Raw genomic sequence first — 24,837 nt, 5'->3', positions numbered from 1 at the left:
GCTGAAGGCTGATGGCTGGTGGCTCTTGCCACCGGCCTTTTTCCGTTCTTGGCTGTCGACTCGGTCGCCGCCATTAACGCGCTGTAGCCACCCGATGCGGTGGTGCAAACCATGGGGTTTGCAAGATTTTCTGGCTGCTCCCGTCGGAGGGGCCAAACAAGCAGGTGACCAAGCTGGGGAACGCTGATGGCTTACTCATATACTGAGAAAAAACGTATCCGCAAGGACTTTAGCAAGTTGCCGGACGTCATGGATGTCCCGTACCTTCTGGCTATCCAGCTGGATTCGTATCGTGAATTCTTGCAGGCGGGAGCGACCAAAGATCAGTTCCGCGACGTGGGCCTGCATGCGGCCTTCAAATCCGTTTTCCCGATCATCAGCTACTCCGGCAATGCTGCGCTGGAGTACGTGGGTTATCGCCTGGGCGAACCGGCATTTGATGTCAAAGAATGTGTGTTGCGTGGCGTTACGTACGCCGTACCTTTGCGGGTAAAAGTCCGTCTGATCATTTTCGACAAAGAATCGTCGAACAAAGCGATCAAGGACATCAAAGAGCAAGAAGTCTACATGGGCGAAATCCCATTGATGACTGAAAACGGTACCTTCGTTATCAACGGTACCGAGCGTGTTATCGTTTCCCAGCTGCACCGTTCGCCGGGCGTGTTCTTCGACCACGACCGCGGCAAGACGCACAGCTCCGGTAAGCTCTTGTACTCTGCGCGGATCATTCCGTACCGTGGTTCGTGGTTGGACTTCGAATTCGACCCTAAAGACTGCGTGTTCGTGCGTATCGACCGTCGTCGTAAATTGCCGGCCTCGGTACTGCTGCGCGCGCTTGGCTACACCACTGAGCAAGTGCTTGATGCCTTCTACACCACCAACGTATTCAGCCTGAAGGATGAAACCCTCAAGCTGGAACTGATCGCTTCGCGTCTGCGTGGTGAAATTGCCGTTCTGGATATCCAGGATGAAAAAGGCAAGGTTATTGTTGAAGCTGGCCGTCGTATCACTGCGCGCCATATCAATCAAATCGAAAAAGCCGGTATTACAGAGCTGGAAGTGCCTCTGGACTACGTCCTGGGTCGCACTACCGCCAAGGTTATCGTTCACCCGGCCACAGGCGAAATCCTGGCTGAGTGCAACACCGAGCTGAACACCGAGATCCTGGCCAAAATCGCCAAGGCTCAGGTTGTTCGCATCGAAACCCTGTATACCAACGACATCGACTGCGGTCCGTTCATCTCCGACACACTGAAGATCGACTCCACCAGCAACCAATTGGAAGCGCTGGTCGAGATCTATCGCATGATGCGTCCTGGTGAACCACCAACCAAAGACGCTGCCGAAACCCTGTTCAACAACCTGTTCTTCAGTCCTGAGCGTTACGACCTGTCTGCGGTCGGCCGGATGAAGTTCAACCGTCGTATCGGTCGTACCGAGATCGAAGGTTCGGGCGTGCTGTGCAAGGAAGATATCGTCGCGGTACTGAAGACTCTGGTCGACATCCGTAACGGCAAAGGCATCGTCGATGACATCGACCACCTGGGTAACCGTCGTGTTCGCTGCGTAGGCGAGATGGCCGAGAACCAGTTCCGCGTTGGCCTGGTACGTGTTGAGCGTGCGGTCAAAGAGCGTCTGTCGATGGCTGAAAGCGAAGGCCTGATGCCGCAAGACCTGATCAACGCTAAGCCAGTGGCCGCAGCGGTGAAAGAGTTCTTCGGCTCCAGCCAGCTTTCGCAGTTCATGGACCAGAACAACCCGCTCTCCGAGATTACCCACAAGCGCCGTGTTTCGGCACTGGGCCCGGGCGGTCTGACTCGTGAGCGTGCTGGCTTCGAAGTTCGTGACGTACACCCTACGCACTACGGTCGTGTTTGCCCGATCGAAACGCCGGAAGGTCCGAACATCGGTCTGATCAACTCCTTGGCAGCCTATGCGCGCACCAACCAATATGGTTTCCTCGAGAGCCCATACCGTGTGGTGAAAGACGCTCTGGTCACCGACGAGATCGTGTTCCTGTCCGCAATCGAAGAAGCCGATCACGTGATCGCTCAGGCTTCGGCCACGATGAACGACAAGAAAGTTTTGATCGACGAGCTGGTAGCTGTTCGTCACTTGAACGAATTCACCGTTAAGGCGCCGGAAGACGTCACCTTGATGGACGTTTCGCCGAAGCAGGTAGTTTCGGTTGCAGCGTCTCTGATTCCGTTCCTGGAGCACGATGACGCTAACCGCGCGTTGATGGGTTCCAACATGCAGCGTCAGGCTGTACCAACCCTGCGCGCTGACAAGCCGCTGGTAGGTACCGGCATGGAGCGCAACGTAGCGCGTGACTCCGGCGTTTGCGTCGTGGCTCGTCGTGGCGGTGTAATCGATTCCGTTGATGCTAGCCGTATCGTGGTTCGTGTTGCCGATGACGAAGTTGAAACTGGCGAAGCCGGTGTCGACATCTACAACCTGACCAAATATACCCGTTCGAACCAGAACACCTGCATCAACCAGCGTCCGCTGGTGAGCAAGGGTGATCGCGTTCAGCGTAGCGACATCATGGCTGACGGCCCGTCCACCGACATGGGTGAGCTGGCTCTGGGTCAGAACATGCGCATCGCCTTCATGGCGTGGAACGGCTTCAACTTCGAAGACTCCATCTGCCTGTCCGAGCGTGTTGTTCAAGAAGATCGCTTCACCACGATCCACATTCAGGAACTGACCTGTGTGGCGCGTGACACAAAGCTTGGGCCAGAGGAAATCACTGCAGACATTCCGAACGTGGGTGAGGCTGCACTGAACAAGCTGGACGAAGCCGGTATCGTTTATGTAGGTGCTGAAGTTGGCGCAGGCGACATTCTGGTTGGTAAGGTTACTCCGAAAGGCGAGACCCAACTGACGCCAGAAGAGAAACTGCTGCGTGCCATCTTCGGTGAAAAAGCCAGCGACGTTAAAGACACCTCCCTGCGCGTACCTACCGGTACCAAGGGTACTGTCATCGACGTACAGGTCTTCACCCGTGACGGCGTTGAGCGTGATGCTCGTGCTCTGTCCATCGAGAAGACCCAGCTCGACGAGATCCGTAAGGATCTGAACGAAGAGTTCCGTATCGTTGAAGGCGCGACCTTCGAACGTCTGCGCTCCGCTTTGGTAGGCCACAAGGCTGAAGGCGGTGCAGGTCTGAAGAAAGGTCAAGACATCACTGATGAAGTCCTCGACGGTCTTGAGCACGGCCAGTGGTTCAAACTGCGCATGGCTGAAGATGCTTTGAACGAGCAGCTCGAGAAGGCCCAGGCCTACATCGTTGATCGCCGCCGTCTGCTGGATGACAAGTTCGAAGATAAGAAGCGCAAACTGCAGCAGGGCGATGACCTGGCTCCAGGCGTGCTGAAAATCGTCAAGGTTTACCTGGCAATCCGCCGCCGCATCCAGCCGGGCGACAAGATGGCCGGTCGTCACGGTAACAAAGGTGTGGTCTCCGTGATCATGCCGGTTGAAGACATGCCGCACGATGCCAATGGCACCCCGGTCGATGTGGTCCTCAACCCGCTGGGCGTACCTTCGCGTATGAACGTTGGTCAGATCCTCGAAACTCACCTGGGCCTCGCGGCTAAAGGTCTGGGCGAGAAGATCAACCGTATGATCGAAGAGCAGCGCAAGGTTGCTGACCTGCGTAAGTTCTTGCACGAGATCTACAACGAGATCGGCGGTCGCAACGAAGAGCTGGACACCTTCTCCGACCAGGAAATCCTGGATCTGGCGAAGAACCTGCGCGGCGGCGTGCCGATGGCCACACCTGTGTTCGACGGTGCCAAGGAAAGCGAAATCAAGGCCATGCTGAAACTGGCTGACCTGCCGGAAAGTGGCCAGATGCAGCTGTTCGACGGCCGTACCGGCAACAAATTCGAGCGCCCGGTTACAGTCGGCTACATGTACATGCTGAAGCTGAACCACTTGGTAGACGACAAGATGCACGCCCGTTCTACCGGATCGTACAGCCTCGTTACCCAGCAGCCGCTGGGTGGTAAGGCTCAGTTCGGTGGTCAGCGTTTCGGGGAGATGGAGGTCTGGGCACTGGAAGCATACGGTGCTGCTTACACTCTGCAAGAAATGCTCACAGTGAAGTCGGACGATGTGAACGGTCGGACCAAGATGTACAAAAACATCGTGGACGGCGATCACCGTATGGAGCCGGGCATGCCCGAGTCCTTCAACGTGTTGATCAAAGAAATTCGTTCCCTCGGCATCGATATCGATCTGGAAACCGAATAACACGTGACGCGAATCGAGAGCGTGGCAGTGATGCCCGCTCTCTGCTCCGCCAGGAGGAAAGGCCTTGAAAGACCTACTGAATTTGCTGAAAAACCAGGGTCAAGTCGAAGAGTTCGACGCCATCCGTATTGGGTTGGCATCGCCTGAGATGATCCGCTCGTGGTCGTTCGGTGAAGTTAAAAAGCCGGAAACCATCAACTATCGTACGTTCAAACCTGAGCGTGACGGTCTGTTCTGCGCCAAGATCTTTGGCCCGGTAAAGGATTACGAGTGCCTGTGCGGTAAGTACAAGCGCTTGAAGCACCGTGGTGTGATCTGCGAGAAGTGCGGCGTTGAAGTTGCGCTGGCCAAGGTTCGTCGTGAGCGCATGGCACACATCGAGCTAGCTTCGCCGGTTGCCCACATCTGGTTCCTGAAATCGCTGCCGTCCCGTATCGGCTTGCTGATGGACATGACCCTGCGTGATATCGAGCGCGTTCTCTACTTTGAGAGCTATGTCGTTATCGATCCAGGCATGACTACCCTTGAAAAAGGTCAGCTGCTGAACGATGAGCAGTACTTCGAAGCGCTGGAAGAGTTCGGCGATGATTTCGATGCTCGCATGGGTGCCGAAGCTGTGCGCGAACTGCTGCACGCTATCGACCTGGAGCACGAGATTGGCCGTCTGCGCGAAGAAATTCCGCAAACCAATTCCGAAACCAAGATCAAGAAGCTGTCCAAGCGTCTGAAGTTGATGGAGGCCTTCCAAGGTTCCGGCAACTTGCCAGAATGGATGGTGCTGACCGTTCTGCCGGTTCTGCCGCCAGACCTGCGTCCGCTGGTGCCGTTGGATGGTGGTCGTTTCGCAACGTCCGACCTCAACGACCTGTACCGTCGCGTGATCAACCGTAACAACCGATTGAAGCGCCTGCTCGATTTGTCCGCTCCGGACATCATCGTGCGTAACGAAAAGCGTATGTTGCAAGAAGCTGTCGATGCATTGCTCGACAACGGTCGTCGTGGTCGCGCTATCACCGGTTCGAACAAGCGTCCTTTGAAATCCTTGGCTGACATGATCAAGGGTAAGCAAGGTCGTTTCCGTCAGAACTTGCTCGGTAAGCGTGTTGACTACTCCGGTCGTTCGGTAATTACCGTAGGCCCGACCCTGCGTCTGCATCAGTGCGGTCTGCCTAAGAAAATGGCGCTTGAACTATTCAAGCCGTTCATCTTCGGCAAGCTGGAAATGCGCGGTCTCGCGACCACCATCAAAGCGGCCAAGAAAATGGTCGAGCGCGAACTGCCAGAGGTTTGGGACGTTCTCGCTGAAGTGATTCGCGAACACCCGGTTCTCCTCAACCGTGCACCGACACTTCACCGTCTGGGTATCCAGGCGTTTGAGCCGGTACTCATCGAAGGTAAGGCTATCCAGCTGCACCCTCTGGTTTGTGCTGCGTACAACGCCGACTTCGACGGCGACCAAATGGCCGTTCACGTACCGCTGACCCTGGAAGCCCAGTTGGAAGCGCGTGCGTTGATGATGTCGACCAACAACATTCTGTCGCCAGCCAACGGTGAGCCAATCATCGTTCCGTCGCAGGACGTTGTATTGGGTCTGTACTACATGACGCGTGAAGCGATCAACGCCAAAGGCGAAGGCCGTGTGTTCGCTGACCTGCAGGAAGTTGACCGTGTGTTCCGTGCCGGCGAAGCCGCACTGCACGCCAAGGTCAAAGTGCGGATCAACGAAACCGTCAACGACCGTGATGGCGGCAGCGTGACCAACACCCGTATCGTCGACACCACTGTCGGCCGTGCGCTGTTGTATCAGGTTGTGCCAAAAGGTCTGTCGTACGATGTCGTCAACCTGCCAATGAAGAAAAAGGCGATCTCCAAGCTGATCAACCAGTGCTACCGCGTGGTTGGTTTGAAAGAGACCGTGATCTTCGCTGACCAGTTGATGTACACCGGTTTTGCTTATTCGACCATTTCCGGCGTTTCCATCGGTGTTAACGACTTCGTTATCCCGGATGAAAAAGCCCGCATCATCGGTGCCGCTACCGACGAAGTGAAAGAGATCGAAAGCCAGTATGCCTCTGGCCTGGTAACCCAGGGCGAGAAGTACAACAAGGTGATCGACCTTTGGTCCAAGGCCAACGATGAAGTTTCCAAGGCGATGATGGCCAACCTCTCGAAAGAGAAGGTCATCGACCGTCACGGCGACGAAGTTGACCAGGAGTCCTTCAACTCGATGTACATGATGGCCGACTCGGGCGCACGGGGTTCTGCTGCGCAGATCCGTCAGCTCGCCGGTATGCGTGGTCTGATGGCCAAGCCGGACGGTTCCATCATCGAAACGCCGATTACCGCGAACTTCCGTGAAGGTTTGAGTGTACTTCAGTACTTCATCTCCACTCACGGTGCTCGTAAAGGTCTGGCGGATACCGCGTTGAAAACCGCTAACTCCGGTTACCTGACTCGTCGTCTGGTAGACGTTGCACAAGATCTGGTTGTAACAGAGATCGATTGCGGTACCGAGCACGGCCTGCTGATGACTCCGCACATTGAAGGCGGTGACGTTGTAGAGCCGTTGGGTGAGCGCGTATTGGGTCGTGTAATTGCCCGTGACGTATTCAAGCCGGGTACCGAGGAAGTTATCGTTCCTGCTGGCACTCTGGTAGATGAGAAGTGGGTTGAGTTCATCGAGCTCAACAGCATCGACGAAGTGATTGTTCGCTCACCGATCAGCTGCGAAACCCGCTACGGCATTTGCGCCAAGTGCTATGGCCGTGACTTGGCTCGTGGTCACCAAGTGAACATCGGTGAAGCGGTCGGCGTTATCGCTGCCCAGTCCATCGGTGAGCCAGGTACTCAGTTGACCATGCGTACGTTCCACATTGGTGGTGCGGCAAGCCGAACCTCCGCGGCTGACAGTGTTCAGGTGAAGAATGGCGGTACTGTCCGCCTGCACAACCTCAAGCACGTTGAGCGAGTGGATGGTCACCTGGTTGCTGTGTCCCGTTCCGGTGAGCTGGCAATCGCTGATGACTACGGTCGTGAGCGTGAGCGTTACAAGCTGCCGTACGGTGCTGTGATTTCGGTTAAGGAAGGTGACAAGGTCGACGCTGGCGCAATCGTGGCCAAGTGGGATCCGCACACTCACCCAATCGTTACCGAAATGAAAGGTACCGTGACCTACGTGGGCATGGAAGAAGGCATCACGATCAAGCGTCAGACTGACGAATTGACCGGTATGACCAACATTGAAGTACTTGACGCGAAAGACCGTCCAGCTGCTGGTAAAGATATCCGTCCAGCCGTGAAGATGGTCGACGACAACGGCAAGGATCTGTTGCTGCCAGGCACTGACGTAATCGCCCAGTACTTCCTGCCAGCTAACGCCCTCGTCGGTGTGGCTGACGGCGCGAAGATCGCGATCGGTGATGTTATCGCGCGTATCCCGCAGGAAACTTCGAAGACCCGTGACATCACCGGTGGTCTGCCGCGTGTTGCCGACTTGTTCGAAGCTCGTCGTCCGAAAGAAGCTTCGATTTTGGCTGAAGTCAGCGGCACCATCGCGTTCGGTAAAGAGACCAAAGGCAAGCGCCGTCTGGTCATTACCCCGAACGACGGTAGTGATCCGTATGAGGAGCTGATTCCGAAGTGGCGTCACCTGAACGTGTTCGAAGGTGAGCAGGTAAACCGCGGCGAAGTTATTTCCGACGGTCCAAGCGATCCTCACGACATCCTGCGTCTGCTGGGTGTAAGTGCGCTGGCCAAGTACATCGTGAACGAGATCCAGGACGTTTACCGTCTGCAGGGCGTGAAGATCAACGATAAGCACATCGAAACCATCCTGCGTCAGATGCTGCGTAAAGTTGAAATCGCTGAATCCGGCGATTCCAGTTTCATCAAGGGCGACCAGATGGAACTGACTCATGTGCTGGTGGAAAACGAGCGTCTGGCGAACGAAGATAAGTTCGTTTCCAAGTTCACTCGCGTACTGCTGGGTATCACCAAGGCCTCGTTGTCCACTGAGTCGTTCATCTCGGCGGCCTCCTTCCAGGAGACCACCCGCGTACTGACCGAAGCAGCGGTAACCGGCAAGCGCGACTACCTGCGCGGTCTGAAAGAAAACGTGGTTGTGGGTCGTTTGATCCCAGCCGGTACCGGTTTGGCCTATCACAGCGAGCGTAAGCGTCGTCGTGATGCCGACAAGCCGTTGCGCGTAAGCGCCAGTGAAGTGGAAGCTGCACTGACCGAAGCGCTGAACTCAAGCGGTAACTGAGTTCTGCGGTAGATGAGTCTAGGCCCTGACAGCTCCGTTCGTCGGATTGAGGCAATTTTGCTTCAGTTCGATGGGTGGGGAGGTCGGGGCCTTGCCTTGACTGGGGGCAAGATCCTCTTTAGACTCTTGTACCCCTAAATTTGGCGGGAATTCGTTCCTGCCATTTTGCTTTTCTTGCAAGACAATAGCGTCGCAAGACAACAGTGGAGCTAGTAGATGGCAACTATCAACCAGCTGGTACGTCAGCCGCGTAAGCGTATCGTCGAGAAATCCGACGTGCCTGCGCTGCAGAACTGCCCGCAACGTCGTGGCGTATGCACTCGTGTGTATACCACTACGCCGAAAAAACCTAACTCGGCACTGCGTAAAGTATGCCGTGTGCGTCTGACCAACGGTTTCGAGGTTTCCTCGTACATCGGCGGTGAAGGCCACAACCTTCAAGAGCACAGCGTGGTACTGATCCGCGGCGGTCGTGTAAAAGACTTGCCAGGTGTTCGTTACCACACCGTACGCGGTTCCTTGGATACTTCCGGCGTTAAAGGTCGTAACCAGGGTCGTTCGAAGTACGGTACCAAGAAGCCTAAGTAGTAGCGGCTTTTTGTAAACCTGAATCATCTTATTTTCTGAGTCGATAAGAGTAAGGTCGGAGGCGTCCCGAAAGGGCACCGATTCCGAGCGAACCTGAAGACCGTTTGAGGGCTTATCCATGCCAAGAAGACGCGTAGCAGCCAAGCGCGAAGTGCTTGACGATCCAAAATACGGAAGCCAAATCCTGGCCAAGTTCATGAACCACGTAATGGAAAGCGGCAAGAAAGCCGTTGCCGAGCGTATCGTTTATGGCGCGCTGGAAAAGGTTAAAGAACGCAAGAACAGCGACCCCCTGGAAATCTTCGAGAAAGCTCTCGACGCCATCGCTCCGCTGGTCGAAGTGAAGTCGCGCCGTGTAGGCGGTGCTACTTACCAGGTTCCGGTTGAAGTTCGTCCGTCCCGTCGTAACGCTCTGGCAATGCGCTGGTTGGTAGACTTCGCCCGTAAGCGTGGCGAGAAGTCTATGGCTCTGCGTTTGGCCGGCGAACTGTTGGACGCTGCTGAAGGTAAAGGTGCTGCTGTTAAGAAGCGTGAAGACGTGCACCGTATGGCTGAAGCCAACAAAGCTTTCTCGCACTACCGCTTCTAATTTTAGCTTCACTAATTTTGCGAGGGCTTTATGGCTCGTACTACTCCGATTAGCCGCTACCGTAACATCGGTATCGTCGCACACGTGGATGCTGGTAAAACCACCACCACTGAGCGCGTACTGTTTTACACCGGCAAAAGTCACAAAATGGGCGAGGTGCATGACGGCGCCGCGACCACAGACTGGATGGTTCAGGAGCAGGAGCGTGGTATTACCATTACTTCTGCTGCTATTACCGCCTTCTGGAAAGGTTCTGAGAAGCAGTACAAAGACGAGCATCGCTTCAACGTAATCGATACCCCGGGCCACGTGGACTTCACCATTGAAGTTGAGCGTTCCCTGCGTGTGCTCGACGGCGCTGTCGTTGTGTTCTGCGGTACTTCGGGTGTTGAGCCTCAGTCGGAAACCGTATGGCGTCAAGCCAACAAATACGGCGTGCCGCGTCTTGTTTACGTAAACAAGATGGACCGTGCTGGTGCCAACTTCCTGCGCGTGATCGGTCAGATCAAGCAGCGTCTGGGTCACACTCCGGTGCCGATCCAGTTGGCTATCGGTTCCGAAGACAACTTCCAGGGTCAAATTGATCTGATCAACATGGAAGCTGTCTACTGGAACGATGCCGACAAGGGTATGGTTCCTGTTCGTAAGCCTATCCCTGCTGAATTGCAGGAACTGGCTGATGAGTGGCGCAACAACATGGTCGAGGCTGCTGCCGAAGCCAGCGAAGAACTGATGAACAAGTACCTCGAAGGTGAAGAGCTCACCAACGTGGAAATCAAGGCCGCTCTGCGTCAGCGTACTATCGCTGGTGAGATCGTCTTGGCTGTTTGTGGTTCTTCCTTCAAGAACAAGGGTGTTCCCCTGGTTCTCGACGCCGTTATCGACTTCTTGCCTGCCCCGACTGACATTCCTGCTATCAAGGGTACTAACCCTGATAACGAGGAAGAAGAGATGGAGCGTCACGCTGACGACAGCGAGCCGTTCTCGGCTCTGGCGTTCAAGATCGCTACCGACCCATTCGTGGGTACTTTGACCTTTGTCCGCGTTTACTCGGGCGTGTTGGCATCCGGCGACGGCGTGATCAACTCGGTTAAAGGCAAGAAAGAGCGTGTGGGTCGTATGGTGCAGATGCACGCAAACGCCCGTGAAGAGATCAAGGAAGTTCGCGCTGGCGACATCGCGGCCTTGATCGGCATGAAGGATGTCACCACTGGTGAGACTTTGTGCGACGCCGCTAAGCCAATCATCCTGGTTCGCATGGACTTCCCGGAGCCGGTTATTTCGGTTGCGGTAGAGCCTAAGACCAAGGATGACCAGGAAAAAATGGGTATCGCTCTGGGCAAGCTTGCTCAGGAAGATCCATCTTTCCGCGTCAAGACTGATGAAGAGACTGGTCAAACGATCATCTCCGGCATGGGCGAGCTGCACCTGGACATCCTGGTAGACCGGATGCGCCGTGAGTTCAACGTCGAAGCCAACATCGGTAAGCCTCAGGTTTCGTATCGTGAGCGCATCACGAAGAACTGTGAAATCGAAGGCAAGTTCGTTCGTCAGTCCGGCGGTCGTGGTCAGTTCGGTCACTGCTGGATCCGTTTTGCTCCTGCTGACGAAGGTCAGGAAGGTCTGCAATTCGTGAACGAAGTAGTGGGTGGTGTCGTTCCTAAGGAATACATCCCTGCTATCCAGAAGGGTATCGAAGAGCAGATGAAGAACGGTGTTGTTGCCGGCTATCCGCTGATCGGCCTGAAAGCAACCGTTTTTGACGGTTCTTACCACGACGTCGACTCCAACGAGATGGCGTTTAAGGTGGCTGCTTCCATGGCAACCAAGCAACTGGCCCAGAAGGGTGGTGGTGAGTTGCTTGAGCCAATCATGGCGGTAGAAGTTGTTACACCTGAAGACTATATGGGTGATGTCATGGGCGACCTTAACCGTCGTCGCGGCATGATCTTGGGTATGGAAGATACGGTTTCCGGCAAAGTGATTCGCGCCGAGGTTCCGTTGGGTGAGATGTTCGGTTATGCGACCGACGTTCGCTCCATGTCTCAGGGTCGCGCAAGCTACTCTATGGAATTCAAAAAATACAACACAGCTCCGGCGCACATCGCTGAAACTGTATCCAAAAAACAAGGCTGATTCAGTCCTTTAGGCAAGGAGTTAATTGTCGTGGCTAAAGAAAAATTTGATCGTTCCCTACCGCACGTCAACGTTGGCACTATCGGTCACGTTGACCACGGTAAAACCACTCTGACTGCTGCTCTGACTCGCGTCTGCTCCGAAGTTTTCGGTTCGGCCGTAGTTGAATTCGACAAGATCGACAGCGCGCCAGAAGAAAAAGCTCGTGGTATCACCATCAACACCGCGCACGTCGAGTACAACTCGAACATTCGTCACTACGCTCACGTTGACTGCCCAGGTCACGCTGACTACGTGAAGAACATGATCACTGGTGCTGCCCAGATGGACGGCGCGATCCTGGTTTGCTCGGCCGCTGATGGTCCGATGCCACAAACCCGTGAGCACATCCTGCTGTCCCGTCAGGTAGGCGTTCCGTACATCGTGGTTTTCCTGAACAAGGCTGACCTGGTAGACGACGCTGAGCTGCTGGAACTGGTAGAGATGGAGGTGCGCGATCTGTTGAGCACTTACGACTTCCCAGGCGACGACACTCCAATCATCATTGGTTCGGCCCGTATGGCGCTGGAAGGCAAAGATGACAACGAGATGGGCACCACTGCCGTCAAGAAGCTGGTAGAAACTCTGGACACCTACATTCCAGAGCCAGAGCGTGCTATCGACAAGCCGTTCCTGATGCCAATCGAAGACGTATTCTCGATCTCCGGTCGTGGTACTGTTGTGACTGGTCGTATTGAGCGCGGTATCGTTCGCGTACAAGATCCACTGGAAATCGTTGGTCTGCGTGACACTACCGTCACCACCTGCACCGGTGTTGAAATGTTCCGTAAGCTGCTCGACGAAGGTCGTGCTGGCGAGAACTGCGGCGTTCTGCTGCGTGGTACCAAGCGTGACGACGTTGAGCGTGGTCAGGTTCTGGTTAAGCCGGGTTCGGTTAAGCCGCACACCAAGTTCACTGCAGAAGTTTACGTTCTGAGCAAGGAAGAAGGCGGTCGTCACACTCCGTTCTTCAAAGGCTACCGTCCACAGTTCTACTTCCGTACTACTGACGTGACCGGTAACTGCGAATTGCCAGAAGGCGTTGAAATGGTAATGCCAGGCGATAACATTCAGATGACTGTTACCCTGATCAAAACCATCGCGATGGAAGACGGTCTGCGCTTCGCTATCCGTGAAGGCGGCCGTACCGTTGGTGCTGGCGTTGTAGCTAAAATCATCGAGTAAGCTCTTTTAGAGTTTGCTTTGATGTTTTGAAAAAGCCCCCGCTCAGCGGGGGCTTTTTTATTGGGTTGACACCTATCGGGGCCGTCTATAGAATTGCGCCTCCTTTTAACGGGCGTATTGCGCTCGGTGGGAATAGCAGCCGGAGTCTGAAATCCAATGCAAAATCAGCAAATCCGTATCAGGTTGAAGGCCTTTGACCATCGCCTGATCGACCAATCCACCCAGGAAATCGTGGAAACCGCGAAACGTACTGGTGCTCAAGTGCGTGGTCCAATTCCACTGCCTACCCGTAAAGAGCGGTTCACCGTTCTGGTCTCCCCGCACGTCAACAAAGACGCGCGTGACCAGTACGAGATCCGTACTCATAAGCGCGTACTGGACATCGTCCAGCCAACGGATAAAACCGTTGATGCTCTTATGAAGCTCGATCTGGCGGCCGGTGTGGAAGTACAGATCAGCCTCGGCTAAGACTTGGGTCTTAGTCGTGTAACGCTCTGAAATGGGCGGCCATAGCGGGTGAAAGCCCCGTACACTCATGAGGTTTACAACATGACTATTGGTGTAGTCGGTCGTAAATGCGGTATGACCCGTATTTTCACCGAAGAAGGTGTCTCCATTCCGGTCACGGTCATTGAGATCGAGCCGAATCGCGTCACCCAGTTCAAAACTGAAGAAACCGATGGCTATCGTGCAGTGCAAGTCACTGTCGGCGAGCGTCGTGCTTCGCGCGTGACTGCTGCTCAAGCAGGTCACTTCGCTAAAGCAAACGTTGCAGCTGGTCGTACTGTTATGGAGTTCCGTCTTGAAGATGGTGACTACCAAGCTGGCGATCTGATCAACGCTGAAATCTTTGCTGCTGGTCAACTGGTTGATGTGACCGGTCAGTCCAAAGGTAAAGGCTTCCAGGGTACGATCAAGCGTTGGAATTTCCGTGGCCAAGACAACACTCACGGTAACTCCGTCTCCCACCGCGTCCCGGGCTCTATTGGCCAGTGCCAGACTCCTGGTCGTGTATTCAAGGGCAAGAAAATGTCCGGTCATATGGGCGCTGAGCGCGTGACCGTGCAGTCCCTCGAAGTAGTGCGCGTCGACGCTGAACGCAATCTGTTGTTGGTCAAGGGTGCTGTTCCTGGCGCTACTGGCGGCAACCTGGTTGTACGTCCAGCGGCCAAGGCTCGCGGTTAAGGGGAAGCTGACATGCAATTAAATGTAAATGACGCTCAAGCGATCGAAGTTTCCGAACTGACATTTGGCGGCGAATTCAACGAGACGCTGGTTCACCAAGCAGTCGTGGCCTACATGGCCGGCGGCCGTCAAGGTAGCAAGCAGCAAAAGACCCGTTCCGACGTTCGTGGTGGCGGTAAGCGCCCTTGGCGTCAGAAAGGTACTGGCCGTGCTCGTGCTGGTACCATCCGTAGCCCAATCTGGCGTGGCGGCGGTACCACTTTTGCAGCTCGTCCGCAGGATCACTCTCAGAAGCTCAACAAGAAGATGTATCGCGCAGCTCTGCGCTCCATCCTTGCTGAACTCGTGCGTACTGATCGCCTGGTCGTGGTTCAGGACTTCGCTGTTGAAAGTCCAAAAACCAAAGATCTGCTGGGCAAACTGAACAACATGAGCCTGACCGACGTTTTGATCGTGTCTGAAGCTGTTGATCAGAACCTGTACCTGGCTGCTCGCAACCTGCCACACGTTGATGTACGTGACGTGCAAGGTTCCGATCCAGTTAGTCTGATCGCATACGACAAGGTGTTGATCACCGTGTCGGCCGTGAAGAAATTCGAGGAGCTGCTGGGATGAACCAGGAACGCGTATTTAAAGTTCTGCTTGGCCCGCACGTTTCCGAAAAGGCTACGGTTCTGGCTGACAAGAAAGGCCAGTTCGTTTTCAAGGTTGCAACTGACGCAACCAAGCTGGAAATCAAGAAGGCCGTCGAAAGCCTGTTCAGCGTGAAAGTAGAGCGTGTTACTACCCTGAATGTTCTGGGTAAGAGCAAGCGCACTGCTCGCGGTCTGGGCAAGCGCAATGACTGGAAGAAGGCAGTTATCTCCCTTCAGCCAGGCCAAGATCTCGATTTCAGCAGCAGTGCTGAGTAAGGAAGGGGTGCATCATGGCAATCGTTAAATGCAAACCGACTTCCCCTGGCCGCCGTTTTGTGGTCAAGGTGGTCAACCAGGAGCTGCATAAAGGCGCTCCTCACGCACCGCTGCTCGAGAAGAAATCGAAGTCTGGTGGTCGTAACAACAATGGTCGTATTACCACTCGTCACATTGGTGGTGGCCATAAGCAGCATTATCGTCTGGTCGACTTCCGTCGCAACGACAAAGATGGCATCGCTGCCATTGTCGAGCGTATCGAATACGATCCAAACCGTACTGCTCATATCGCTCTGCTGCTGTACGCAGATGGCGAGCGTCGCTACATCATCGCCCCTAAAGGCGTGAGCGCTGGCGACCAGCTGATCGCAGGTGCTCTGGCACCGATCAAGCCGGGCAACGCTCTGCAACTGCGTAATATTCCAGTTGGTAGCACCGTACACGGCATCGAATTGAAGCCAGGTAAAGGCGCGCAAATCGCTCGTTCCGCTGGCGCTTCGGCTCAGCTGATCGCTCGTGAAGGTGTCTACGTGACCCTGCGTCTGCGTTCTGGTGAGATGCGTAAAGTACTGGCTGAATGCCGTGCGACCTTGGGTGAAGTCTCGAACTCCGAGCACAGCCTGCGTTCGCTGGGTAAAGCTGGTGCCAAACGCTGGCGTGGCGTTCGCCCAACCGTTCGTGGTGTTGCCATGAACCCGGTTGACCACCCACATGGTGGTGGTGAAGGTCGTACCTCTGGTGGTCGTCATCCGGTATCGCCATGGGGCTTCCCGACTAAGGGCGCGAAGACTCGTGGTAATAAGCGTACCGACAAAATGATCGTCCGTCGTCGCAAGTAAATAGAGGGATACGACAGTGCCACGTTCTCTGAAAAAAGGTCCTTTTATTGATCTTCACCTACTGAAGAAGATCGAAGTGGCGGCGGAAAAGAACGATCGCAAACCAGTTAAGACCTGGTCGCGTCGCTCGATGATCCTGCCACAAATGGTCGGTTTGACCATCGCAGTACACAACGGTCGTCAACACGTCCCCGTTCTTGTTAACGAAGACATGGTCGGCCACAAACTGGGCGAGTTTGCCGGTACCCGCACTTATCGTGGGCACGTGGCAGACAAGAAAGCCAAGCGTTAAGGGGTAAGGAAATGGAAGTAGCCGCTAAGTTGTCGGGCGCTCGAATCTCCGCCCAGAAAGCCCGCTTGGTCGCCGACCAGATCCGCGGGAAGAAGGTGGGCGAAGCGCTCAACCTGTTGGCTTTCAGCAGTAAGAAAGCCGCCGAGATCATGAAGAAAGTGCTGGAGTCGGCCGTAGCCAACGCCGAGCATAACGAAGGCGCAGACGTTGATGACCTGAAGGTCAGCACCGTTTTCGTCAACGAAGGGCGTTCGCTGAAGCGCATCATGCCACGTGCCAAAGGCCGTGCTGATCGCATCGTCAAGCGGTCTTGCCATATCACTGTCAAGGTTGCTGACAAGTAACGGAGTCGAAGAGATGGGTCAGAAAGTACATCCCATTGGCATTCGCCTGGGAATCGTCAAGGAGCACACCTCCGTCTGGTACGCAGACGGTCGGACTTATGCGGACTATTTGTTCGCTGATCTGAAGGTGCGTGAGTATCTCCAAGACAAACTAAAAAGCGCGTCCGTAAGCCGTATCGATATCCATCGTCCGGCCCAAACTGCACGTATCACCATCCACACCGCTCGCCCAGGTATCGTAATCGGGAAGAAAGGTGAAGATGTTGAGAAACTGCGTCAGGACCTGACCAAGCAAATGGGTGTGCCTGTGCACATCAATATCGAAGAGATCCGCAAGCCGGAACTCGACGGTATGCTGGTTGCGCAGAGCGTAGCTCAGCAGCTGGAGCGCCGCGTAATGTTCCGTCGCGCTATGAAGCGCGCCGTACAGAACGCCATGCGCATTGGTGCCAAAGGCATCAAAATCCAAGTGAGCGGTCGTCTCGGCGGTGCTGAAATCGCACGTACTGAATGGTATCGCGAAGGTCGTGTGCCATTGCACACCCTGCGTGCCGACATCGACTATGCCAACTACGAAGCTCACACCACTTACGGTGTGATCGGTGTAAAGGTTTGGATCTTCAAAGGCGAAGTAATTGGTGGTCGCCAAGAAGAACTGAAACCACAAGCACCAGCGCCTCGTAAAAAAGCTGCTAAGTAAGGGGTACGCCAAATGTTGCAACCTAAGCGTACGAAGTTCCGCAAGCAGATGACAGGCCACAACCGTGGTCTGGCTCAGCGCGGTAGCAAAGTCAGCTTCGGCGAGTTCGCGCTGAAGTCTGTAGCTCGTGGTCGTCTCACCGCTCGTCAGATCGAGTCAGCGCGTCGTGCTCTGACCCGTCACGTAAAACGTGGCGGCAAGATCTGGATCCGTGTATTCCCGGACAAGCCGATCTCCAAGAAGCCTCTCGAAGTGCGGATGGGTAAAGGTAAGGGTAACGTGGAATACTGGGTAGCCCAGATTCAGCCAGGCAAAGTCCTGTATGAAATCGAGGGTGTTTCTGAAGAGCTGGCGCGTGAGGCTTTCGCCCTGGCTGCTGCAAAGCTGCCGCTCGCCACCTCCTTTGTTAAACGGACGGTGATGTGATGAAAGCGAATGAACTTCGTGAAAAATCCGCACAGCAGCTGAACGAGCAACTGCTCGGCTTGCTGCGCGACCAGTTCAATCTGCGCATGCAGAAAGCAACTGGCCAGTTGGGGCAGTCTCATCTGCTCTCGCAAGTTAAGCGTGACATCGCTCGCGTGAAGACTGTGCTCAACCAGCAGGCAGGTAAGTGATCATGGCTGAAGCCGAAAAGACTGTCCGTACGCTGACTGGCCGTGTTGTCAGCGACAAGATGGACAAAACCATCACCGTTCTGATCGAGCGTCGCGTTAAGCACCCGATCTACGGTAAATATGTTAAGCGTTCGACTAAGCTGCACGCGCACGACGAAACCAATCAGTGCCACATCGGCGACAAAGTCACTATTCGTGAAACTCGTCCGTTGGCCAAGACCAAGTCTTGGGCACTGGTTGATGTTCTCGAACGCGCTGTGGAAGTCTAAGGACTAGGGGTCGGAGAAATTATATGATTCAGACTCAATCCATGCTCGATGTGGCCGATAACAGCGGCGCTCGCCGTGTTATGTGCATCAAGGTGCTGGGTGGCTCCCATCGTCGTTACGCTGGTATCGGTGACATCATCAAAGTTACCGTGAAGGAAGCAATTCCTCGCGGTAAGGTGAAAAAAGGCCAAGTGATGACTGCTGTTGTAGTTCGCACTCGTCACGGCGTACGCCGTGCAGATGGCTCCATTATCCGCTTTGATGGCAACGCTGCTGTTCTTCTGAACAACAAGCAAGAGCCGATCGGCACCCGTATCTTTGGGCCAGTGACCCGTGAACTTCGTACTGAGAAGTTCATGAAGATCGTCTCGCTCGCCCCAGAAGTGCTGTAAGGAGATCCGACATGCAAAAGATTCGTCGTGACGACGAGATCATCGTGATCGCCGGCAAAGACAAAGGTAAGCGCGGTAAGGTGCTGAAGGTTCTCGCTGACGACCGTCTGGTTGTAGGTGGTCTGAACCTGGTCAAGCGTCATACCAAGCCTAACCCTATGTCGGGCGTACAGGGCGGTATCGTCGAGAAAGAAGCGCCACTGCACGCTTCTAACGTCGCCATCTTCAACGGCGAAACCAACAAGGCTGATCGTGTTGGTTTCAAAGTAGAAGACGGTAAGAAAATTCGTGTCTTCAAGTCGACCCAAAAAGCGGTTGATGCTTGAACACTGCTAGGTAGATAAGACCATGGCACGACTACAAGAGATTTACCGGAAGGAAATCGCCCCCAAGCTTAAGGAAGAACTTAAGCTCGGGAACGTGATGGAAGTTCCGCGCGTTACCAAAATCACCCTGAACATGGGTCTGGGCGAAGCGATCGGCGACAAAAAAGTCATCGAGCACGCTGTTGCTGACCTGGAAAAGATCACCGGCCAAAAAGTCGTTGTGACCTACGCTCGGAAATCCATCGCTGGCTTTAAAGTCCGTGAAGGTTGGCCGATCGGCGTAAAGGTAACTCTGCGCCGTGAGCGTATGTACGAATTCCTGGATCGTCTGCTGTCGATCTCCCTGCCTCGGGTTCGCGACTTCCGCGGCCTGAATGCCAAGTCCTTCGATGGTCGTGGCAACTACAGCATGGGCGTGAAAGAGCAGATCATTTTCCCGGAAATCGACTACGACAAGATCGATGCTCTCCGCGGTCTGGACATCACCCTGACCACCACTGCCAAGAACGATGATGAAGGTCGCGCCCTGTTGCGTGCTTTCAAATTCCCGTTCCGCAACTGATTGGAGTAGGACCATGGCCAAGATGAGCATGAAAAACCGCGAGCTGAAGCGTCAGCTCACGGTTGCCAAGTACGCCAAGAAGCGTGCAGCACTGAAAGCAATCATCGTCGATCTGAACGCAAGTCCAGAAGCACGTTGGGAAGCTACAGTAGCTCTGCAGAAGCAGCCACGTGACGCAAGCGCTTCGCGCATGCGTAACCGCTGCCGCCTGACCGGTCGTCCACACGGCGTTTACCGCAAGTTCGGCCTCGGCCGTAACAAACTGCGTGAAGCGGCAATGCGTGGTGACGTCCCAGGTCTGGTTAAAGCCAGCTGGTAAGTACTTTCAGAGTCCAGGCGATTGGTATCGCAAGATACTGACCACCGGTGACCTTGAATCTGGAACAAGCCCCTTTTGGGGCTTGTTTCATTTCCGGAGTGTGTCTAGAATACCCGGCTCGCCTGAGCCCGTGTTTTCTATGCTCGGAGATTCTCGGCGACATATGTAGCCGCAAGGCTAATTTTTTTGTATTAGGAGCGTCTAGCCCATGAGTATGCAGGACCCGTTAGCGGACATGCTAACTCGTATCCGTAATGCCCAGATGGCTGAAAAGTCCGTCGTAAGCATGCCATCTTCCAAGTTGAAGGTAGCTGTTGCCAAAGTCCTGAAAGACGAAGGCTACATTGCGGGTTATCAGATCAGCAGCGAAACCAAACCACTGCTGTCCATCGAGCTGAAGTACTTCGAAGGCCGTTCGGTCATCGAGGAAGTGAAGCGCGTTAGCCGTCCAGGCCTGCGTCAGTACAAGTCCGCTGAAGATCTGCCGAAAGTTCGTGGCGGTCTGGGCGTGTCTATCGTCTCCACCAACAAAGGTGTGATGACGGATCGTGCTGCGCGCGCTGCCGGTGTCGGCGGCGAAGTTCTTTGCACTGTGTTCTAAGGGGGGATAAGCATGTCTCGCGTCGCTAAGAACCCCGTTAAGCTGCCAGCCGGTGTCGAAGTCAAATTCGCAGGCCAACAGCTTTCGGTGAAGGGTGCCAAGGGTACTCTTGAACTGAACATCCATTCGTCCGTTGAGATCGTTGAAGAAGCTGGTGAGCTGCGTTTCGCTGCTCGCAATGGCGATCAACAGACTCGCGCAATGGCCGGTACCACGCGTGCGTTGGTGAACAACATGGTCCAAGGCGTAAGCCAAGGCTTCGAGCGTAAGCTCCAGCTGGTCGGTGTTGGTTACAAAGCGCAAGCAAAAGGCACGGTTTTGAACCTGGCCCTTGGCTTCTCGCACCCAGTGGATTACGAACTGCCGGAAGGCATCACCGCTGAGACTCCTAGCCAGACCGATATCCTGATCAAGGGCATCGATAAGCAGCTGGTAGGTCAAGTGGCTGCTGAGATCCGCGACTTCCGTCCACCAGAGCCGTACAAAGGCAAAGGTGTGCGCTACGCGGACGAAGTCGTCCGTCGTAAAGAAGCCAAGAAGAAGTAGGGCATAGCAAATGACCGACAAAAAAGTTACTCGACTGCGTCGCGCTCGCAAAGCACGCCTGAAAATGCACGAACTCGAAGTCGTGCGTCTCTGCGTGTTCCGCTCGTCGCAGCACATCTACGCCCAGGTCATCTCGGCCGACGGCAACAAAGTCCTGGCAAGCGCCTCGACTTTGGATAAAGAACTGCGTGATGGTGCCACTGGCAACATCGACGCGGCCACAAAGGTTGGCCAGCTGGTCGCTACGCGTGCTAAGGCCGCTGGCGTCTCGCAAGTGGCTTTCGACCGCTCTGGCTTCAAGTACCACGGCCGCGTTAAAGCGCTGGCTGATGCTGCTCGTGAAGCTGGGCTGGAGTTCTAAGTTATGTCAAATAACGACCAAAAGCGCGACGAAGGCTACATTGAGAAGCTGGTTCAAGTTAACCGCGTAGCCAAAACCGTTAAAGGCGGCCGTATCTTCACTTTCACCGCGTTGACCGTGGTTGGTGATGGTAAAGGGCGTGTTGGCTTCGGCCGTGGCAAGTCGCGTGAAGTGCCTGCTGCGATCCAGAAGGCAATGGAAGCTGCTCGTCGCAACATGATCCAAGTTGATCTGAACGGCACCACCCTGCAGTACGCAATGAAGTCCGCCCATGGCGCTTCGAAGGTGTACATGCAGCCTGCTTCTGAAGGTACCGGTATCATCGCTGGCGGCGCTATGCGTGCTGTCCTCGAAGTTGCTGGCGTTCAGAACGTTCTGGCCAAGTGCTACGGCTCGACTAACCCGGTAAACGTGGTTCACGCCACTTTTAAAGGTTTGAAAGCTATGCAGTCCCCTGAATCCATTGCCGCCAAGCGTGGCAAAAGCGTCCAGGAGATTTTCTGATCATGGCTACCGTTAAAGTAACGCTGATCAAAAGCATGACCGGCCGCATCCCTAACCACAAACTGTGCGTTAAGGGTCTGGGTCTGCGTCGCATCGGTCACACTGTAGAAGTTCAGGATACTCCCGAGAATCGCGGGATGATCAACAAGGCTTACTACATGCTGCGTGTCGAGGGTTAATCGATGAAACTCAATGATCTGAGTCCAGCGCCGGGTTCCCGTCGCGAAAAGCATCGTCCGGGCCGTGGTATCGGTAGCGGTTTGGGTAAGACTGGCGGCCGTGGCCACAAAGGTCAGACCTCCCGCTCCGGTGGTACCATCGCTCCAGGCTTTGAAGGCGGTCAACAGCCGTTGCATCGTCGCCTGCCTAAGTTCGGTTTCGTATCCCTGAAAGCCATGGACCGCGCAGAAGTGCGTCTGTCCGAACTGGCTAAAGTGGAAGGCGACATCGTAACTCTGCAGACCCTGAAAGATGCCAACGTGATCAACGTCAACGTACAGCGTGTGAAAATCATGCTGTCCGGTGAAGTGGCTCGCGCTGTCACTATCGGCAAGGGAATCGGCGCCACCAAAGGTGCGCGTTCGGCTATCGAAGCAGCTGGCGGCAAGTTCGAGGAATAAATGGCTAAGCAAGGTGCTCTCTCTGCGCTCGGCAAAGGCGGTATGTCTGAACTTTGGGCTCGTCTGCGTTTTCTGTTCCTGGCGATTATCGTCTACCGAATAGGCGCACACATCCCGGTTCCAGGTATCAACCCGGACCGACTCGCAGACCTGTTTCGACAGAATGAGGGGACCATTCTTAGCTTGTTCAACATGTTTTCCGGCGGCGCGCTGGAGCGGATGAGCATCTTTGCACTGGGGATCATGCCGTACATTTCGGCATCGATCATCATGCAGTTGATGACAGCCGTCAGCCCGCAGCTGGAGCAGTTGAAGAAGGAAGGTGAAGCTGGCCGTCGCAAGATTAGCCAGTACACCCGCTACGGCACTGTCATCCTCGCTCTGGTTCAAGCTATCGGCATGTCCGTTGGCCTGGCCGGGCAGGGTGTCGCGTTCACTGGTGACTTTGGCTTCCATTTCGTTGCGGTGTCCACTTTTGTGGCTGGTGCAATGTTCATGATGTGGCTGGGTGAGCAGATTACTGAGCGTGGTGTTGGTAACGGTATCTCGATGTTGATTTTCGCAGGTATCGTCGCCGGTCTTCCGAGAGCGATTGGGCAGTCTTTCGAGTCTGCACGTCAGGGTGATATCAATATCTTCGCCTTGGTTGCCATCGGTTTGCTGGCAGTAGCGATTATCGGTTTTGTGGTGTTCATTGAGCGTGGTCAGCGTCGTATCGCTGTTCATTACGCCAAGCGTCAGCAGGGCCGTAAGGTTTTTGCCGCGCAGACCAGCCACTTGCCGCTGAAAGTGAATATGGCCGGTGTTATTCCGGCAATTTTCGCGAGCAGCATTTTGCTGTTTCCGGCTTCGTTGGGTACCTGGTTTGGTCAGTCTGAAAATATGGGCTGGCTGCAGGACCTCTCTCAGTCGATCGCTCCTGGTCAGCCGTTGAATATTCTGCTGTTTAGTGCAGGGATTATTTTCTTCTGCTTCTTCTATACGGCGTTGATGTTCAATCCGAAAGACGTAGCGGAAAACCTGAAGAAGTCCGGTGCCTTTATTCCGGGTATTCGTCCAGGTGAGCAGTCTGCACGCTACATTGATGGCGTTCTGACTCGCTTGACCCTGTTCGGTGCTCTATATATGACGGCCGTGTGCTTGTTGCCCCAGTTTCTGGTGGTTGCAGCAAACGTTCCGTTCTACCTTGGCGGGACCTCGTTGCTGATCGTGGTCGTGGTTGTGATGGACTTCATGTCCCAAGTACAATCGCACCTCGTTTCGCACCAGTACGAATCCCTGATGAAGAAAGCCAACCTGAAGGGTTACGGCAGCGGCATGTTGCGCTGAGTACCCATAAGGTTCGAGGAGTTGGTGATGAAAGTTCGTGCATCGGTGAAAAAGCTGTGCCGTAACTGCAAGATTATTCGCCGCGAAGGTGTTGTTCGAGTAATTTGCAGCGCGGAACCGCGTCACAAACAGCGCCAAGGCTGAGTGTGATCCGCTTGAAGCCCGGCAGCTAGTGCGCTGCCGGGTTGATTATTTGTTATTACAGCGATATTATCTCGCGCCCTATTTCTTGGCTTCCGGGGCGTAGGTAGCTGTCAATTGGAGTCCCACTGAATGGCCCGTATTGCAGGCGTTAACATTCCAGATAACAAGCACACTGTTATCTCGCTGACCTACATCTATGGTGTTGGTCGCACTACTGCGCAGAAAATTTGCGCAGTTGCTGGGGTAAACCCAGCCGCTAAGATCAAGGATCTGAGCGACGAGCAGATTGAACAGCTGCGTGGCGAAGTGGCGAAGTTCACCACTGAAGGTGATCTGCGTCGCGAAATCAACATGAAAATCAAGCGTTTGATGGACCTCGGTTGCTATCGCGGTCTGCGTCATCGTCGTGGTCTTCCAGTACGCGGTCAGCGTACCAAGACTAACGCGCGTACCCGTAAAGGTCCGCGTAAGCCGATCCGCAAGTAATCGCCCCCGCGAATCGACAGGAAAATTATCATGGCAAAACCTGCTGCTCGTCCTCGTAAAAAAGTTAAAAAGACAGTGGTTGATGGCATCGCCCACATCCATGCTTCTTTTAACAACACCATCGTGACCATCACCGACCGTCAAGGTAACGCGCTTTCTTGGGCTACCTCCGGTGGTTCGGGTTTCCGCGGTTCCCGCAAGTCCACCCCGTTTGCTGCTCAAGTAGCTGCTGAACGTGCTGGTCAAGCTGCGCTGGAATACGGCCTGAAAAACCTCGACGTTAACGTCAAGGGTCCAGGTCCAGGTCGTGAGTCTGCTGTCCGTGCTTTGAACGGCTGTGGCTATAAGATCGCCAGCATCACCGACGTGACGCCAATCCCGCACAACGGGTGCCGTCCGCCGAAGAAGCGCCGCGTGTAATCCAGGAGA

Annotated in this window: 31 protein-coding genes; all 31 read left to right on the top strand. The window is 54.7% G+C overall.

What is annotated here, in order from left to right; all coding sequences use genetic code 11:
* Positions 1-186 precede the first annotated feature (186 nt).
* The 31 genes from rpoB (at position 187) to rpsK (ending at position 24,828) form a co-directional block, all read left to right on the top strand.
* Positions 187-4,260, top strand: coding sequence for a DNA-directed RNA polymerase subunit beta (gene rpoB, locus QRN41_RS22490; protein ID WP_034101000.1), 4,074 nt, complete (start codon positions 187-189; stop codon positions 4,258-4,260).
* Between the two features lie 64 nt (positions 4,261-4,324).
* Positions 4,325-8,524 (top strand): DNA-directed RNA polymerase subunit beta', encoded by a 4,200-nt coding sequence (rpoC, locus tag QRN41_RS22485; protein WP_034100999.1) that lies wholly within the window; start codon positions 4,325-4,327, stop codon positions 8,522-8,524.
* A 216-nt stretch (positions 8,525-8,740) separates the two neighbouring features.
* Positions 8,741-9,112, top strand: a complete 372-nt coding sequence (gene rpsL, locus QRN41_RS22480) for a 30S ribosomal protein S12 (protein ID WP_002555494.1) — start codon at positions 8,741-8,743, stop codon at positions 9,110-9,112.
* Between the two features lie 118 nt (positions 9,113-9,230).
* Positions 9,231-9,701: a 30S ribosomal protein S7 gene (gene rpsG / locus QRN41_RS22475; RefSeq protein WP_002555493.1), complete on the top strand. Its 471-nt coding sequence runs from the start codon at positions 9,231-9,233 to the stop codon at positions 9,699-9,701.
* A 30-nt stretch (positions 9,702-9,731) separates the two neighbouring features.
* Positions 9,732-11,837, top strand: a complete 2,106-nt coding sequence (fusA, locus tag QRN41_RS22470) for an elongation factor G (protein WP_034100998.1) — start codon at positions 9,732-9,734, stop codon at positions 11,835-11,837.
* 30 nt (positions 11,838-11,867) lie between these two features.
* Positions 11,868-13,061, top strand: coding sequence for an elongation factor Tu (gene tuf / locus QRN41_RS22465; protein ID WP_034139514.1), 1,194 nt, complete (start codon positions 11,868-11,870; stop codon positions 13,059-13,061).
* 156 nt (positions 13,062-13,217) lie between these two features.
* Entirely contained in the window at positions 13,218-13,529 is a 312-nt protein-coding gene (gene rpsJ / locus QRN41_RS22460) for a 30S ribosomal protein S10 (RefSeq protein ID WP_003186070.1), read from the top strand.
* Between the two features lie 81 nt (positions 13,530-13,610).
* Positions 13,611-14,246, top strand: a complete 636-nt coding sequence (gene rplC / locus QRN41_RS22455) for a 50S ribosomal protein L3 (protein ID WP_003194649.1) — start codon at positions 13,611-13,613, stop codon at positions 14,244-14,246.
* A 12-nt stretch (positions 14,247-14,258) separates the two neighbouring features.
* A complete protein-coding gene (rplD, locus tag QRN41_RS22450) occupies positions 14,259-14,861 on the top strand; it encodes a 50S ribosomal protein L4 (protein WP_003176424.1) in 603 nt (200 codons plus the stop codon).
* On the top strand, positions 14,858-15,157 hold the full coding sequence (gene rplW, locus QRN41_RS22445; RefSeq protein ID WP_002555488.1) for a 50S ribosomal protein L23: 300 nt from the start codon (positions 14,858-14,860) through the stop codon (positions 15,155-15,157). The genes rplD and rplW overlap by 4 nt, the downstream gene beginning before the upstream one ends.
* A gap of 14 nt (positions 15,158-15,171) precedes the next feature.
* A complete protein-coding gene (gene rplB, locus QRN41_RS22440) occupies positions 15,172-15,996 on the top strand; it encodes a 50S ribosomal protein L2 (RefSeq protein ID WP_167418232.1) in 825 nt (274 codons plus the stop codon).
* A gap of 16 nt (positions 15,997-16,012) precedes the next feature.
* Positions 16,013-16,288, top strand: coding sequence for a 30S ribosomal protein S19 (gene rpsS, locus QRN41_RS22435; RefSeq protein ID WP_002555486.1), 276 nt, complete (start codon positions 16,013-16,015; stop codon positions 16,286-16,288).
* A gap of 11 nt (positions 16,289-16,299) precedes the next feature.
* Positions 16,300-16,632: a 50S ribosomal protein L22 gene (gene rplV / locus QRN41_RS22430; protein ID WP_003103908.1), complete on the top strand. Its 333-nt coding sequence runs from the start codon at positions 16,300-16,302 to the stop codon at positions 16,630-16,632.
* A 13-nt stretch (positions 16,633-16,645) separates the two neighbouring features.
* Entirely contained in the window at positions 16,646-17,332 is a 687-nt protein-coding gene (rpsC, locus tag QRN41_RS22425; RefSeq protein WP_003176422.1) for a 30S ribosomal protein S3, read from the top strand.
* Between the two features lie 12 nt (positions 17,333-17,344).
* Complete coding sequence (gene rplP / locus QRN41_RS22420) at positions 17,345-17,758, top strand: 50S ribosomal protein L16 (RefSeq protein WP_003176421.1); 414 nt, start codon at positions 17,345-17,347, stop codon at positions 17,756-17,758.
* Positions 17,758-17,949: a 50S ribosomal protein L29 gene (gene rpmC / locus QRN41_RS22415; protein ID WP_002555481.1), complete on the top strand. Its 192-nt coding sequence runs from the start codon at positions 17,758-17,760 to the stop codon at positions 17,947-17,949. Before rplP ends, rpmC begins: the two co-directional genes overlap by 1 nt.
* Before the next feature lie 2 nt (positions 17,950-17,951).
* A complete protein-coding gene (gene rpsQ / locus QRN41_RS22410; RefSeq protein ID WP_003176419.1) occupies positions 17,952-18,218 on the top strand; it encodes a 30S ribosomal protein S17 in 267 nt (88 codons plus the stop codon).
* Positions 18,219-18,241: 23 nt separating this feature from the next.
* Positions 18,242-18,610, top strand: coding sequence for a 50S ribosomal protein L14 (gene rplN, locus QRN41_RS22405; protein WP_002555479.1), 369 nt, complete (start codon positions 18,242-18,244; stop codon positions 18,608-18,610).
* Between the two features lie 11 nt (positions 18,611-18,621).
* Positions 18,622-18,936 (top strand): 50S ribosomal protein L24, encoded by a 315-nt coding sequence (rplX, locus tag QRN41_RS22400; RefSeq protein ID WP_007896770.1) that lies wholly within the window; start codon positions 18,622-18,624, stop codon positions 18,934-18,936.
* 22 nt (positions 18,937-18,958) lie between these two features.
* The gene (rplE, locus tag QRN41_RS22395) at positions 18,959-19,498 is read left to right on the top strand and encodes a 50S ribosomal protein L5 (protein WP_003194642.1); all 540 of its coding nucleotides are present in this window, start codon (positions 18,959-18,961) and stop codon (positions 19,496-19,498) included.
* 13 nt (positions 19,499-19,511) lie between these two features.
* On the top strand, positions 19,512-19,817 hold the full coding sequence (rpsN, locus tag QRN41_RS22390; protein WP_003176414.1) for a 30S ribosomal protein S14: 306 nt from the start codon (positions 19,512-19,514) through the stop codon (positions 19,815-19,817).
* A gap of 208 nt (positions 19,818-20,025) precedes the next feature.
* Complete coding sequence (gene rpsH / locus QRN41_RS22385) at positions 20,026-20,418, top strand: 30S ribosomal protein S8 (RefSeq protein ID WP_010566853.1); 393 nt, start codon at positions 20,026-20,028, stop codon at positions 20,416-20,418.
* A gap of 12 nt (positions 20,419-20,430) precedes the next feature.
* Positions 20,431-20,964, top strand: coding sequence for a 50S ribosomal protein L6 (rplF, locus tag QRN41_RS22380; RefSeq protein ID WP_003176412.1), 534 nt, complete (start codon positions 20,431-20,433; stop codon positions 20,962-20,964).
* A gap of 10 nt (positions 20,965-20,974) precedes the next feature.
* Positions 20,975-21,325, top strand: a complete 351-nt coding sequence (rplR, locus tag QRN41_RS22375; protein WP_003186037.1) for a 50S ribosomal protein L18 — start codon at positions 20,975-20,977, stop codon at positions 21,323-21,325.
* 3 nt (positions 21,326-21,328) lie between these two features.
* Entirely contained in the window at positions 21,329-21,829 is a 501-nt protein-coding gene (gene rpsE, locus QRN41_RS22370; protein ID WP_010566852.1) for a 30S ribosomal protein S5, read from the top strand.
* Positions 21,830-21,831: 2 nt separating this feature from the next.
* A complete protein-coding gene (gene rpmD / locus QRN41_RS22365; protein ID WP_003176408.1) occupies positions 21,832-22,008 on the top strand; it encodes a 50S ribosomal protein L30 in 177 nt (58 codons plus the stop codon).
* Positions 22,009-22,011: 3 nt separating this feature from the next.
* Positions 22,012-22,449 (top strand): 50S ribosomal protein L15, encoded by a 438-nt coding sequence (gene rplO, locus QRN41_RS22360; RefSeq protein WP_034139513.1) that lies wholly within the window; start codon positions 22,012-22,014, stop codon positions 22,447-22,449.
* The gene (gene secY, locus QRN41_RS22355) at positions 22,450-23,778 is read left to right on the top strand and encodes a preprotein translocase subunit SecY (RefSeq protein WP_003176406.1); all 1,329 of its coding nucleotides are present in this window, start codon (positions 22,450-22,452) and stop codon (positions 23,776-23,778) included. It abuts the gene before it with no gap.
* A gap of 27 nt (positions 23,779-23,805) precedes the next feature.
* Entirely contained in the window at positions 23,806-23,922 is a 117-nt protein-coding gene (rpmJ, locus tag QRN41_RS22350) for a 50S ribosomal protein L36 (protein WP_002555468.1), read from the top strand.
* A gap of 129 nt (positions 23,923-24,051) precedes the next feature.
* Complete coding sequence (rpsM, locus tag QRN41_RS22345) at positions 24,052-24,408, top strand: 30S ribosomal protein S13 (protein ID WP_003194635.1); 357 nt, start codon at positions 24,052-24,054, stop codon at positions 24,406-24,408.
* 30 nt (positions 24,409-24,438) lie between these two features.
* Entirely contained in the window at positions 24,439-24,828 is a 390-nt protein-coding gene (gene rpsK, locus QRN41_RS22340) for a 30S ribosomal protein S11 (RefSeq protein ID WP_002555466.1), read from the top strand.
* The last annotated feature ends 9 nt before the right edge of the window (positions 24,829-24,837 follow it).

The sequence above is a fragment of the Pseudomonas sp. efr-133-TYG-23 genome (assembly GCF_030209215.1).
Lineage (GTDB): Bacteria > Pseudomonadota > Gammaproteobacteria > Pseudomonadales > Pseudomonadaceae > Aquipseudomonas > Aquipseudomonas rhodesiae.
Note: the sequence above shows the minus strand (reverse complement) of the source record. Positions and strands in the feature narration are given on the sequence as shown.

Excerpts from the sequence above, each read along its gene's own strand:
- rpoB (WP_034101000.1), top strand. The coding sequence starts at position 187 with ATGGCTTACTCATATACTGAGAAAAAACGTATCCGCAAGGACTTTAGC.
- rpsL (WP_002555494.1), top strand. The coding sequence starts at position 8,741 with ATGGCAACTATCAACCAGCTGGTACGTCAGCCGCGTAAGCGTATCGTC.
- rpsG (WP_002555493.1), top strand. The coding sequence starts at position 9,231 with ATGCCAAGAAGACGCGTAGCAGCCAAGCGCGAAGTGCTTGACGATCCA.
- fusA (WP_034100998.1), top strand. The coding sequence starts at position 9,732 with ATGGCTCGTACTACTCCGATTAGCCGCTACCGTAACATCGGTATCGTC.
- rpsJ (WP_003186070.1), top strand. The coding sequence starts at position 13,218 with ATGCAAAATCAGCAAATCCGTATCAGGTTGAAGGCCTTTGACCATCGC.
- rplC (WP_003194649.1), top strand. The coding sequence starts at position 13,611 with ATGACTATTGGTGTAGTCGGTCGTAAATGCGGTATGACCCGTATTTTC.
- rplD (WP_003176424.1), top strand. The coding sequence starts at position 14,259 with ATGCAATTAAATGTAAATGACGCTCAAGCGATCGAAGTTTCCGAACTG.
- rplW (WP_002555488.1), top strand. The coding sequence starts at position 14,858 with ATGAACCAGGAACGCGTATTTAAAGTTCTGCTTGGCCCGCACGTTTCC.
- rplB (WP_167418232.1), top strand. The coding sequence starts at position 15,172 with ATGGCAATCGTTAAATGCAAACCGACTTCCCCTGGCCGCCGTTTTGTG.
- rplV (WP_003103908.1), top strand. The coding sequence starts at position 16,300 with ATGGAAGTAGCCGCTAAGTTGTCGGGCGCTCGAATCTCCGCCCAGAAA.
- rpsC (WP_003176422.1), top strand. The coding sequence starts at position 16,646 with ATGGGTCAGAAAGTACATCCCATTGGCATTCGCCTGGGAATCGTCAAG.
- rplP (WP_003176421.1), top strand. The coding sequence starts at position 17,345 with ATGTTGCAACCTAAGCGTACGAAGTTCCGCAAGCAGATGACAGGCCAC.
- rpmC (WP_002555481.1), top strand. The coding sequence starts at position 17,758 with ATGAAAGCGAATGAACTTCGTGAAAAATCCGCACAGCAGCTGAACGAG.
- rpsQ (WP_003176419.1), top strand. The coding sequence starts at position 17,952 with ATGGCTGAAGCCGAAAAGACTGTCCGTACGCTGACTGGCCGTGTTGTC.
- rplN (WP_002555479.1), top strand. The coding sequence starts at position 18,242 with ATGATTCAGACTCAATCCATGCTCGATGTGGCCGATAACAGCGGCGCT.
- rplX (WP_007896770.1), top strand. The coding sequence starts at position 18,622 with ATGCAAAAGATTCGTCGTGACGACGAGATCATCGTGATCGCCGGCAAA.
- rplE (WP_003194642.1), top strand. The coding sequence starts at position 18,959 with ATGGCACGACTACAAGAGATTTACCGGAAGGAAATCGCCCCCAAGCTT.
- rpsN (WP_003176414.1), top strand. The coding sequence starts at position 19,512 with ATGGCCAAGATGAGCATGAAAAACCGCGAGCTGAAGCGTCAGCTCACG.
- rpsH (WP_010566853.1), top strand. The coding sequence starts at position 20,026 with ATGAGTATGCAGGACCCGTTAGCGGACATGCTAACTCGTATCCGTAAT.
- rplF (WP_003176412.1), top strand. The coding sequence starts at position 20,431 with ATGTCTCGCGTCGCTAAGAACCCCGTTAAGCTGCCAGCCGGTGTCGAA.
- rplR (WP_003186037.1), top strand. The coding sequence starts at position 20,975 with ATGACCGACAAAAAAGTTACTCGACTGCGTCGCGCTCGCAAAGCACGC.
- rpsE (WP_010566852.1), top strand. The coding sequence starts at position 21,329 with ATGTCAAATAACGACCAAAAGCGCGACGAAGGCTACATTGAGAAGCTG.
- rpmD (WP_003176408.1), top strand. The coding sequence starts at position 21,832 with ATGGCTACCGTTAAAGTAACGCTGATCAAAAGCATGACCGGCCGCATC.
- rplO (WP_034139513.1), top strand. The coding sequence starts at position 22,012 with ATGAAACTCAATGATCTGAGTCCAGCGCCGGGTTCCCGTCGCGAAAAG.
- secY (WP_003176406.1), top strand. The coding sequence starts at position 22,450 with ATGGCTAAGCAAGGTGCTCTCTCTGCGCTCGGCAAAGGCGGTATGTCT.
- rpmJ (WP_002555468.1), top strand. The coding sequence starts at position 23,806 with ATGAAAGTTCGTGCATCGGTGAAAAAGCTGTGCCGTAACTGCAAGATT.
- rpsM (WP_003194635.1), top strand. The coding sequence starts at position 24,052 with ATGGCCCGTATTGCAGGCGTTAACATTCCAGATAACAAGCACACTGTT.
- rpsK (WP_002555466.1), top strand. The coding sequence starts at position 24,439 with ATGGCAAAACCTGCTGCTCGTCCTCGTAAAAAAGTTAAAAAGACAGTG.